Here is a 12,269-nt window from a genome sequence, read left to right on the forward strand (position 1 = left end):
TAAGGATAATGCGTCGTAGTGGAATACCGCAAGGGCAGTTGATTTCCGCCGGGTGAGCGATAAGCCATCGCCGACGCTTACGCTCCAATCCATAAAATTTGCTAGCTAATCAGCGTAACTGGATGAGATGAAATACAAGGAGTAATTACGAAAATAGTTGAAAGATAAAGAGCTTTTTCCTAATGAATGCTTCACTTATTGGGAGACAGTATTTTCTAATTAGCTTTAATAATTATTGCGTAGTGGATCTCATAATTATCTCTCTAATACTACAGACACCATCTTAGCAAGAAATTCTCATTGATTGAAGCCATGCCCGCGGAAAGCGTCCGCCTGCAGCGGAAATCATAGTGGTCGCTTTGTAGATCTCGATTAGTGCGCAGTATCCTTATTATGCGGAATATAAGACAGCTATACTCGCCAAATTCAGGGACATATGCACAACTTTATCTTGCTTCCGGCAATAAAAAAAGCTGACCGAATAATTCGGCCAGCTTCTTCTACTAATTAACGATCTCTTTTTAATAAACGTTCTGTTTCGTCAAATTCTTTGTCAATCTCAGCATTAGGCTTATAAGTCATTAAGCTAACAACTACTGCAGAGATTAAGGCTAAAACGAAACCAGGTACGATTTCATATAATGCACCTGAAAGCACGTCATTTGTGCCCCAAATTAAGACAGTTATTGCACCAACAAGCATACCCGCTAAAGCACCAGCTGAAGTAATCTTTCTCCAGTAAAGTGTTAATAAAATAATTGGACCAAATGCTGCTCCAAAACCTGCCCATGCAAAAGATACAAGTTTCAATATGGTCGAATTTTGATCCCATCCAACAGCTAATGCAGCAAGAGAGACTATAAGTACTGCCAAACGACCATACAATACATACGTTTTGTCGGGAGCATCAGTTTTAATAACTGCTTTGTATAAATCCTCGACTAATGCAGAAGAAGTTACAATTAATTGTGAAGAAATTGTACTCATAACTGCTGCCAAAATAGCTGCCAGCATAATACCTGCGATAAATGGATGGAATATTATTTGTCCAAGTGCTATGAATACAGTTTCTGGATTATCTAGACTTAGTCCTGGATTTTGTTGAAAGTAAGCAACTCCGACTAAAGCAGTTGCAATTGCTCCACCTAAGCTTAATATCATCCAACCAATACCTATACGTCGTGCTTGTTTAGTTTCTTTTACAGAGCTAATTGCCATAAAGCGTACAATAATATGCGGCTGGCCAAAATAGCCAAGACCCCAAGCTACTGCAGAAATTCCACCAACTAAAGTTGTTCCTGCGAAAAGGCTTAAATGTGTTGGATTTACAGCTTTAATAGACTCTATTGTTTCTCCTAAACCACCTGTTGCAAATACTCCTACAATAGGTACAGTAACTAGAGCTAGGAACATTAGAAGACCTTGAAGGAAATCTGTGTAACTAACTGCTAGGAAGCCCCCGAATAATGTATAGGCAACAGTTACTCCAGAAACAATTAAAAGACCAGTGTGGTAATCTAGACCAAATGAGCTTTCAAAGAAAACCCCACCTGATACCATTCCTGAAGATACATAAAACGTGAAGAATAATAAAATAATTAGACCAGACGCCACGCGTAATAATCGAGATGATTGTTTTAAACGACTCTCCAAATAACTTGGAATTGTGATCGAATCATTGGATACTTGTGTATACACGCGTAGTCTCGGTGCAACGAATAACCAGTTTAAATAAGCCCCGATTGTAAGACCAATTGCGATCCAAGCTTGCCCCATACCTGATAGATAAATTGCTCCAGGTAACCCCATTAATAACCAACCAGACATATCTGCAGCACCAGCACTTAATGCAGTAACAGCAGGACCGAGTGAACGACCACCGAGCATATAATCTGTTAGATTCGATGTTTTTCTATACGCATACCAGCCAATAGCTAGCATTGCAACCATATAAATAATTATGGCTGTTAGTTGATAAGCTTCTGATGACATAAACAATCTCCTCCCTTTTCTCATAATAACACGGTAGGTAAAAGACTTAAATAATATTTTAGAAATTACATATTTTTCAAATAATACATTATGATAAAATAATAGGACATATATTCGAGAGGAGTTTTTTAATTGAAATTTTTCCATACAGCTGACTGGCATCTAGGGAAACTAGTGCAAGGTGTATACATGACGGAAGAACAACAATTTGTTTTAAAACAATTAATAGAAGCTATTGATCAAGAAAAACCAGACGCTGTTATTATCGCTGGCGATTTATATGACCGTGCCGTTCCACCGACAGAAGCGGTAAATTTACTAGATGAAATACTCGCTGAAATCGTCTTAAAACGACAAATTCCCGTACTCAGTATTGCAGGAAATCATGATAGCCCTGGACGCTTGAACTTTGGAAGTAAACTGATGAAAGAAACAGGTTTACATATTGTCGGTCAATTAACAAATGAACCAAAACCAGTCATATTAAAAGATGCATACGGAGATGTATACTTTCATTTGATACCATATACGGATCCCTCTCAAGTACGTCATATTTTAGACGATGGATCTGTTATAAGTCATCAAACTGCAATGAAAGCAATTACAGAAGAGATAGAAAAACGAGTAGATCCAACTAAAAGACATGTTTTTGTAGGACATGCATTCGTGACTCCCCATGGGCAGGAGGAAGAAAATACGAGTGAATCAGAGCGTCCACTTGCGATTGGTGGTGCAGAGTATGTAGATGCATCGCTTTTTAAAAGCTTTCATTACACAGCACTTGGACATCTTCACCAAGCACATTATGTATTAAACGAGACTATTCAATATGCGGGTTCTCCATTAAAATACTCTATTTCGGAAGAGCATCATAAAAAAGGTTTCTTCATTGTTGAACTGGATGAAGTCGGAAATGTCACGATAGAAAAAAGATTATTAACTCCGAATCGTGATATGCGAACAGTAGAGGGGTATATGCAAGATATTTTACAGCAGCCGGTAAGTGAAGATTTTGTATTTGTAAAGCTGCTCGATGAGACACCTATTTTATCGCCAATGGAGCAAATCCGAACGGTCTATCCAAATGCAATGCATGTCGAAAGAAAAATACTTCGCTCACATAGTAATTCTACGGAAGGTGAATCGATACCTCGAAGAAAGATGGATGACTTTACGTTGTTTCAAGCATTTTATGAGGAAGTGAGTGGGAATATGCCCACAGAAGAAACAGAAACACTATTTAAAGAAGTATTGGGACAAACGATTCTGGAAGAACGGGAAGGAGGAGAAAAAGAGTGAAGCCACTTCAACTGAAAATGACCGCTTTTGGTCCATATAAATTCACCGAGACGATTGATTTTACAGAGTTAAAGGACAATCGACTTTTTGTTATTTCCGGTGCTACAGGGGCTGGAAAAACGACCATATTTGACGGGATTTGTTTTGCATTGTACGGGTCTGGAAGCGGTGAAGATCGACGTGACACGAAAATGATGCGAAGCGATTTCGCTACAGACGATACTCATACAGCTGTCGAGTTGATATTTGAAATACATAATCGCAAGTATCGCATTTTACGACAACTCCCACATGTGAAAAAAGGCAACAAAGGTGCTACGGGTGAACGATACGAATTTTATGAAGTACTGGAAACAGGAGAAGTCCCAGTAGTAGAAAGACAAATCGTTTCCGAGATTAAAGAAAAAGTAGAAGAAATAATTGGGCTAACACTGGACCAGTTCAGTCAAATTGTTATGCTTCCACAAGGTGAATTTAGAAAACTTCTTACGTCTGCAACAGAAAACAAAGAAGCTATTTTACGTAAAATATTCAAAACAGAACCATATAAAATGATTAGTGAGAAGTTAAAGGACAAAAAACTAATTGCAGAAGCGGAACTTAAAAAAGAAGAGTTAACGCGTAATGGTTACACTGAACAAATTTTAGCGTCCTTCCCAGTACGTGAATCAAGCGTGTTTGAATTGATTGAGTCTAGTAGCTTTAACACGTATCAATTAGTCGATGCATTAAAAGAAGAAACGAACTATTATAAAGAAAAGATTCAACTAGACGAACTCACGTACAATCAGGCTTACACACAACACGCCACGAAACAAATTGCCTATTTTGAAGCAAAAGCAATAAACGAACGATTCCAAGAGCTAGAAACAAAAGAACAGCAACTTGAAAGCTTAAAAGAGCAAACCGAGAAATACGCACACAAACAAAGTCAGCTAGAAGCAGCCGAACGTGCAAGTACGATGGAAACAATCGAAGCTTACTATTCAGATCTACAGAAAGAAGTACAAAATAAAACAAAGTTGCTTGAAGTAGCTCGAGATGAAATGACCAAGGCAGAAGAAATACTAAAGCAAGTAAATATTGTTTATGACAATGAGGCAAGTAAAAAAGAAATACGTGAAAAAAGCGTCGAAACTGTTATTCAGTTAAATGGACTAGTCCCTTTATTTGAACAACTGGATATGAAAAGAAATGAAATGCTTCAGTTGGAAAAAAGTACAGCAGAGATGAAAAGTCAATTAGACAAAAAGTCGGAGCTTTTCTTCCAAGAAAAAGAATCCATTAGGAAGCAAAAAAGTATGATAGACAAGCTAGAAGACCTGGTAGAACCGCTCGATACAAAAGTTCAACAACTTAGCCTATTACAAGAGCAGCATACGGCACTACAAGAATATAGTTGGAATGAAAATGAAATGCAAGCACTCTTGGTAAAGGAAATAGAACAGCAAAACTTTTTCCATAGTATGAAAGAAGCATATGATATAGAAGAACGGAAATGGATGAGTAACCAAGCGAATATTCTTGCCTCTAAACTACTACCAGGTGAACCTTGCCCGGTATGTGGAAGTAAGGAGCATAATTCGATTAGCGTGGATACGCATGAAGAGTCAGTGAACGAAGAGGAATTGCAACGACTAAAAGAAAAGCTGACGAAACTAGAAACGAACTGGTTAACTATTCATGCAAGTAAGGAAGCGGCTATGAAACAGCTAGAAAAACTGCAAGAACGATTAGAACAGCTCCAAGTAAACATGGAACAAGCGGAGCAAGTGTCAGTGGAATTAAAACAGTTAGAAACGGTTGTGTCTGCACTCCGAGTAGAAAAAAACAATCTCTCTTTATTAAAGCAACCTTATAAAGACTTGCTAGCAAAAATAGAAAAAATGGAACAAGAAAAAGTTCAATTAGAAACAAACTATCAGCATCAACTTAGTCTATTAGAGCAAGCAAAGGCTGTATATGAATCGAAAAAAACAGCAATCCCAGCTCATATTTCAAGTTTGCAGGAGCTCCAACTTCAATTGACCGCTGCCAGAAGACAAAAAGAAGCATTAGAAAGCGCTTGGGAAGAAGTGCAGAACAGGCTGAAATCTGCTCAACATACTTGTACGAAAGCAATTTTAACGCTTGAACATACGGAGATAGCTGAAAAAGAAACAAAAGAAAAACGTGATAAAGCGTATGTAAATTTTCAGGAAGCATTAGTAAAAGCATCTTTTGAATCGGTCGAGGCGTATGAAGCAGCTAAATTACCCGAGAGAGACCGAATGATGCTAAAAGAACAATGCATGGAGTATAAACAAGTAGTCCATACATTAACGGAGCAAGTGAAAGAAGGAAGGCAACAGCTAGATTCGAAAGTGAAAGTAGAGCTAGTGCCACTAGAGGAGGAACTCCTCCAGTTAAAAGAAACGTACGAACTAGCATTAACCGCATTAAATAGTACAAAAGAGTATGAAAAAGCAGGTCGTATATTAGAAGAAAAGATTGCTGCTACAAGCGAACGAATTACGGCTTTGGAGCAGCGAGTTCATCGAATAATCGATTTGTATGATATGCTCCGAGGGCAAAATCATTTAAAAATTTCGTTCGAACGTTATGTCCAAATTGAATATTTAGAGCAAATTGTTGCTGCCGCAAATGAACGACTAAAGCATATGTCCAATGGTCAATTCCAGTTGCTTCGAAGTGAACGACAAGAAACACATGGCAAACAAAGTGGACTTGGATTGGATGTATATGATGCATATACAGGTCAGACGAGGGATGTCAAAACACTCTCGGGTGGCGAAAAGTTTAATGCATCGCTATGTCTAGCACTTGGAATGGCTGATGTCATTCAAAGCTTCCAAGGTAGCATCCGGATTGATACGATGTTTATCGATGAAGGATTTGGTTCACTTGATGAAGAATCATTGAACAAAGCCATTGATACGTTGGTTGACTTACAAAAATCAGGACGCATGATTGGTGTTATATCACATGTTGCGGAATTAAAAGCTGCAATGCCAGCAATTTTAGAAGTAGAGAAGGCAAAAGAAGGATATAGTAAAACGAAATTTGTTATTAAATAAGAAAAGGTGAGTCTGATTATTAGACTCACCTTTTTGTTAATTATTATTAATTATATTTATAAAATCTTCTTCGCTATTCACACCAAGCATGTCTAAGGCTGAATAGCCTTGTGGATCCTTCATTGTTGGATTGGCTCCATGCGCATATAGAAGGGAAGCCATCTCAAAGTTTTGGGTTTCCAATGCAGCTGTTAACGCATTTGTGTAATCATCGACTGTATTTGGATTAGCTCCTCTAACCAATAATAGTTCTGCCATTGTAATATTGTCGCCGTAAATTGCATAATGAAGAGCAGTGGTGTTCTCCGAATCCGTCTCTTCTAACTCAGCTCCGGTAGATAGGAGCTCTCTAACCATTCTGTCATCTCCATTTGAAACAGCTTCCATTAGAGGAGTTAATGTTAATGAATAATCGCTACTCAAAAAATCCTCTTCTGAAGATAATTCATCTCCTGAAGATAATTCATTAAATACACTACCGGAAAATAAACTGGCATACGTGAAAGTCCCGGCTGTAAGCAAGGCAATAACCGCAAGATAACAAACAAAGAAAATTCCAATGAAAGCACCAATGCCTAAAGCAATTTTTGTTGAGTTGGAGTAGTAGGTAGGTGTGCCATCTATTTTCATAAAGTTTCCAACTGCTTGAATTCGTTTAGGTAAAAGCGGATGACTGGATAATACTTCGCTTAACCACACGGCCACATTCGATTCCGTATGAATTTGTTCTAGATAAGCATCTTCGTTCACTTCTTTATATAAATTTTTTCCGATACCAAGAATGGTAAGTGCTCGCTTAGCAGCTTCTCCATTTTGTATATAGTAGGCCGCTTCCCGGTCACAAGTATATTCACAAGATCGACTATATGCTTGAGATAGAAAAGGTATAAATTGTGCAGGCATGATTAAAATGTTTTTCCATACATGTCTTCTTTTAACATGGGAAAGCTCGTGAGCAATGATAAAATCGAGCTCAGCCTCTCCTCGTTCTCTAGCAAGCTCAAATACTTCCGAATAAATAACTACCATATTTCTCCCGAGAAATCTTGTGGCAAATGCATTAAATGCACCTTCCGAATGAATAACGAACACATCCGGAACTTTTTTTATGTTCATCTCAGTGGATAAAGATAACACGCGCTCATAAACATCTGGAAACTGTTTTTCACTAATACGTACCCCATTACCACGAATGGATCCAAGCATAATCATATTCGCATAAAGCAAAAATGCGAAAAGAACTAGTAAAATAGCGATTCCAAATAAAGAAACGATAGCAAGTATGTATAATAGCAAACTGAAAATAAGACTAATAACGAAATATGGCATTTCTCTATTAGACATTAACTCTCTTGGCGACAAATTAATTACCTCCCTTAAAATACTTATAAACTTACCAAATAATGTGATTTTGGTCAAATCAAAATATTTTATAAAAAGCATGTCGGCTAGTATTTGACGTGCCTTTCACATATTCCCGACATACAACATATTATTTGGAGAAGAGGTGGTGAAAAATGCGCGATGAAAAAGGGAATGGACTTTTCGATTCCTATGAAACCGAGCAACAAGAATGGAAAAAGCAACAAGTAAAAGAGCGGAGCAAGCAACTATTAACAATTATTTCACCTATTCTACTTCTTTTACTTTGGGAAATGTGCTCTCGTGCGGGAATTTTGGATATTCGATTTTTCCCACCGCCGTCTGCCATACTATCCACATTTTTTGAGCTGGCAACGAACGGACTTTTATGGACACATGTTTCCGTATCTTTATATAGAATTGCTGCAGGATTTTTACTCGGCGTAATACCGGGGGTCGTCATTGGCTTACTAATGGGACTATATGCACCGATACGACATTTTATATCTCCGATTGTAATGGCACTTATGCCGATACCTACACTTGCATTACTCCCTATCATTATTATCTTTTTTGGAATTGGAGACTTCTCCAAAATAGTAACGATTGCAGGAAGCGTATTTTTCCCAGTGGTCATTAATACAGTTGCTGGCGTTCTCAATATAGAAAAAGTGCATTTAGACGTTGCGAAAAATTACGGAGCAAGTCCGAAAGATTTTTTCTTTAAAATAGCATTTCCGGGTGCACTGCCTGTCATGCTAGAAGGTATTCAAATGGGGCAGGCGATTGCGCTGCTTACAATTGTTGCTGCGGAAATGATGGGAGCCACATCAGGGATAGGGTATTTAATATGGACCTCTTATAAAGCATTTATGTTAAAAGAAATGTTCGTAGGTTTAATACTCATCTCCTTCTTCGGATTTCTATTTTCCCTTTTCCTACGTGGGCTTCAAAAGAAAATAGTCCCATGGAGGTGAATAGGTGAGTAATGATGTGAAAATTTTTATTGAAGATTTAACGAAAGTGTTTTATAAGAAAAGTAATAGTGTGACAGCGTTTAAAAATGTATCACTTGAAGTAAAAGAAGGTGAGTTTGTTTGTTTAGTCGGACCGAGTGGTTGCGGAAAGACGACTTTATTACGCATACTTGCAGGCTTAGAACACCCCAGTTCTGGTCAATTTACGATTGGAGCTGATTCGGATTTTCGTCCCTTGCAGTCGATGGTCTTCCAAGAAAAAGGAGTCATCCCTTGGATGACGGTCGAAGAAAACGTAGCATTCGGACTTAATATGCGCCATCTACCGAAAGAATTTATCCGTAAGCAAACGAATAATTATTTGAAAAAAGTGGGTCTAAGTAATTTTTCTAAGCTATATCCAAAAGAGCTATCAGGAGGCATGAAGCAAAGGATAAGTATTGCGAGAGCTTTTGCAAATGACCCTGAAATTTTATTAATGGATGAACCATTTGCAGCACTCGACGAACAAAACAAGTTCATATTGCAAGAAGAATTACTTTCTATTTGGTCCGAAACGAAAAAGACGGTTTTATTTATTACGCATAGCATCGATGAAGCATTACTGCTAAGCGACCGGATTGTATTAATGAGCGCGCATCCCGGAGAAATCGTCAACGAAATTAAAGTGCCAATACCAAGACCGCGAACAATGGAGCAAGTGCGGGCAAATGCAGAGATGGCGCAACAATTCATAACTATTTGGAATCATTTACAACAAGAAGTACAGCGATCGAGAGGATAAGGGAGGAAGCTAGTGAAAAAGCGTTGGTTCATACTATTTGCATCGTTAGTGCTTTTATTGGGTGCGTGTAGTTCTAAAGAAAAAGAGAGCACTGATGCAATTGACGATGAGGTAAATACAAATAACCCATCAGGTGATTTGGCTCCACTAGAAACGAAAGTAAAAGTGAGAATCGCAGAAGATGGTGCAGCTTCTGGAGCAGGGTTTTATATCGCAAAAGAAAAAGGATATTTCGAAGACTATAATATTGATGTAGAATTTGCCCAGTTTGCAAATAGTGACGAAATGCTACCAGCACTTGCATCCGGTGAAGTAGACATAGCGGGAGGCGTATCCACTGCATCATTCTTCAATGCTATTGCACAAGGGATTGACGTGAAAATTATCGCCGATAAAGGACATAATGTGCCAGGGAAATCGTACTTTACATTCGTTATTGGCAATCAAATGAAAGATGTCATCAAAGATTACGAAGACTTTAAAGGAAAACGTATTGCTATCTCTTCTAAAAACTCAATTGACGAATATATTTACTTAGAAATGTTAAAGCACGCGGGATTATCGCAAGATGATGTGGAGTTTGTATTACTTGGAGATTTCGGTAGTATGTTAGGTGCAATTGAAAATGGTTCAATTGATGCTGCACTTCAAATTGAGCCCCTCATTACACAAGGGATTGAAAATGACTTCCACATTCGTTTTGGCGATGCGACCGATTACGCGCCTGAATCCCAAATAGCGCTAGTACTGGGGTCTCCTCAGTTTATGAATGAGGAAAAGAATGTTTCCTTACGCTTTATGGCTGCTTATTTAAAAGGGGTACGTGACTATAACGATGCCTTCATAAAAGAAGAAGGAAAAGAAGAAATAATTGATATCATGACGAAGCATACAGCTTTGAAAGATCCGGCATTATGGGAAAAAGTATTTGTAACGGGTCTAGATCCAGACGGTAAAATGTTTTTAGATGATATAGTAAAGCAGTATGATGCATATAAAGCAAACGGAGCAATAAGTGGAGACGTTGATTTTGATAAAGCAGTCGACACATCTATCACAGAAAAAGCAGTAGAGATTTTAGGAGCATATGAACGATAAAGCGTCCGGTTGCGTGGGCGCTTTTTTCTTAGATTGTACTTTCTTAGAAAGTGTGTAATACAATGGGGTAAAAAGGACGTTTGAATGAGGTGCGTAAAATGGTGAGTATTTTAGTAGATGCAGATGGATGTCCAGTTGTAGATTTGACAATAGCGGTAGCGAAAAAGTTTGATATAAAAGTTACATTGTTATGCGATACTGCCCACTATATGCAAAGAGATGGGGCAGAAACGGTAATGGTCTCTAAAGGTGCTGACGCGGTTGACTTTGTATTAGTAAACCGAGTAAAAAAAGGTGATATCGTTGTAACGCAGGATTATGGGCTTGCGGCAATGGTATTAGCAAAACAAGGCTTCGCAATCGATCAAAATGGACGTTGGTATACACATGAAAACATTGACCAGCTATTAGATAGTCGCCATATGTCTAAAAAAATTAGGCAAGCTGGAGGTAGACTAAAAGGACCGAGGAAACGTCAAAAAGAAGATAACGAAAAATTTGAAAGAAGCTTTATAGAACTTTGTAAAGTGGCAGTGAAAGACTGACTGTTTCGAATTCAATCGTAATAGTTAACAACCACCACTAATTTTGTTATAATGTACGATGGACAAAATTAGAAAAGGTGGAGTAAAAAATGGAAACAAATGCATACAGAGTATTACTTTACTATAAATATGTCCCGATAGAAGATCCAGTAACATTTGCACAAGAACATCTTGCTGCTTGTAAAGAAATTGGGTTAAAAGGGCGTATTTTAGTATCCGATGAAGGAATAAACGGCACATGCTCGGGAACAATCGAACAAACCGACGCATACATGGACATGATGAAAGCGGACAATCGTTTTGCTGACATGGCCTATAAAATAGATGAAGCAGAAGGACACGCATTCAAAAAAATGCATGTTCGCCCTAAACGAGAAATTGTTCATTTAGGATTAGCGGATGATATTAATCCAAATGAATTAACAGGAAAATACCTTTCTCCAAAAGAGTTTTTTGAACAAATGCAAGCAGAAGATACAATTGTAATCGATGCTCGTAATGACTATGAATTTGACCTAGGACATTTCCGTGGAGCAATTCGCCCGGATATTCGTAACTTCCGTGATCTTCCGGATTGGATGCTGGAAAATAGAGAAATGTTCGAAGGAAAAAAAGTATTAACATACTGCACAGGTGGAATTCGTTGTGAAAAGTTCTCGGGCTGGTTAGTACGAGAAGGATTCGAAGATGTTGCCCAACTACATGGTGGTATAGCAACATATGCAAAAGACCCAGAAGTTCGCGGTCAATTATGGGATGGTCAAATGTACGTATTTGACGAGCGTATCGCTGTTCCGATCAACCAAGTAGAGCAGGTAATTGTAGGGAAGGATCATTTTACTGGCGAACCATGTGAGCGTTATGTAAACTGTGCAAACCCAGACTGTAATGATAAAATTCTTTGTTCTGAAGAAAACGAACATAAATACCTTCGTAGCTGTTCACACGAGTGTCGCGTACACCCACGCAACCGCTACAAAGTAGAGCATAATCTTTCCGAAGAAGAAGTAGCAGAAAGAATAGCTGTAATTGAAGCAACAGTATAAAAACTTAAAATCCCACCCTGCTTAAAAGCAAGGTGGGATTTTTTATTGCTACTTATTATTTAAAGGGAAATCGCTTACATATACCGAAT

At 38.2% G+C, this 12,269-nt stretch carries 9 protein-coding genes; 7 read left to right on the top strand and 2 right to left on the bottom strand.

Annotated elements, in window-relative coordinates:
- Positions 1-507 precede the first annotated feature (507 nt).
- Positions 508-1,992: a sodium/proline symporter PutP gene (putP, locus tag BMZ04_RS12435; RefSeq protein WP_093270785.1), complete on the bottom strand. Its 1,485-nt coding sequence runs from the start codon at positions 1,990-1,992 to the stop codon at positions 508-510.
- Between the two features lie 132 nt (positions 1,993-2,124).
- Between putP and BMZ04_RS12440 the strand changes: the two genes are divergently transcribed.
- Both BMZ04_RS12440 and BMZ04_RS12445 read left to right on the top strand, forming a co-directional pair.
- Positions 2,125-3,291, top strand: a complete 1,167-nt coding sequence (locus BMZ04_RS12440; protein WP_093270789.1) for an exonuclease SbcCD subunit D — start codon at positions 2,125-2,127, stop codon at positions 3,289-3,291.
- A complete protein-coding gene (locus BMZ04_RS12445; protein ID WP_093270793.1) occupies positions 3,288-6,368 on the top strand; it encodes an AAA family ATPase in 3,081 nt (1,026 codons plus the stop codon). The genes BMZ04_RS12440 and BMZ04_RS12445 overlap by 4 nt, the downstream gene beginning before the upstream one ends.
- 36 nt (positions 6,369-6,404) lie before the next feature.
- Here the strand turns inward: BMZ04_RS12445 and BMZ04_RS12450 are convergent, their stop codons facing one another.
- A complete protein-coding gene (locus BMZ04_RS12450) occupies positions 6,405-7,730 on the bottom strand; it encodes a M48 family metallopeptidase (protein WP_255367909.1) in 1,326 nt (441 codons plus the stop codon).
- A 155-nt stretch (positions 7,731-7,885) separates the two neighbouring features.
- Between BMZ04_RS12450 and BMZ04_RS12455 the strand changes: the two genes are divergently transcribed.
- The 5 genes from BMZ04_RS12455 (at position 7,886) to BMZ04_RS12475 (ending at position 12,180) form a co-directional block, all read left to right on the top strand.
- Positions 7,886-8,707 (top strand): ABC transporter permease, encoded by an 822-nt coding sequence (locus BMZ04_RS12455; RefSeq protein WP_093270797.1) that lies wholly within the window; start codon positions 7,886-7,888, stop codon positions 8,705-8,707.
- A 4-nt stretch (positions 8,708-8,711) separates the two neighbouring features.
- Positions 8,712-9,491 (top strand): ABC transporter ATP-binding protein, encoded by a 780-nt coding sequence (locus BMZ04_RS12460; RefSeq protein WP_093270800.1) that lies wholly within the window; start codon positions 8,712-8,714, stop codon positions 9,489-9,491.
- A gap of 12 nt (positions 9,492-9,503) precedes the next feature.
- Positions 9,504-10,589, top strand: coding sequence for an ABC transporter substrate-binding protein (locus BMZ04_RS12465; RefSeq protein ID WP_093270803.1), 1,086 nt, complete (start codon positions 9,504-9,506; stop codon positions 10,587-10,589).
- Positions 10,590-10,687: 98 nt separating this feature from the next.
- Positions 10,688-11,134 carry a YaiI/YqxD family protein gene (locus tag BMZ04_RS12470; RefSeq protein WP_093270806.1) on the top strand — a complete coding sequence of 149 codons (447 nt, stop codon included), beginning with the start codon at positions 10,688-10,690 and terminating at the stop codon, positions 11,132-11,134.
- Between the two features lie 89 nt (positions 11,135-11,223).
- Positions 11,224-12,180 (top strand): oxygen-dependent tRNA uridine(34) hydroxylase TrhO, encoded by a 957-nt coding sequence (locus tag BMZ04_RS12475; RefSeq protein ID WP_093270810.1) that lies wholly within the window; start codon positions 11,224-11,226, stop codon positions 12,178-12,180.
- The last annotated feature ends 89 nt before the right edge of the window (positions 12,181-12,269 follow it).

The sequence above is a fragment of the Psychrobacillus sp. OK032 genome (genome assembly GCF_900111345.1).
In the GTDB taxonomy this organism is placed as follows: domain Bacteria; phylum Bacillota; class Bacilli; order Bacillales_A; family Planococcaceae; genus Psychrobacillus.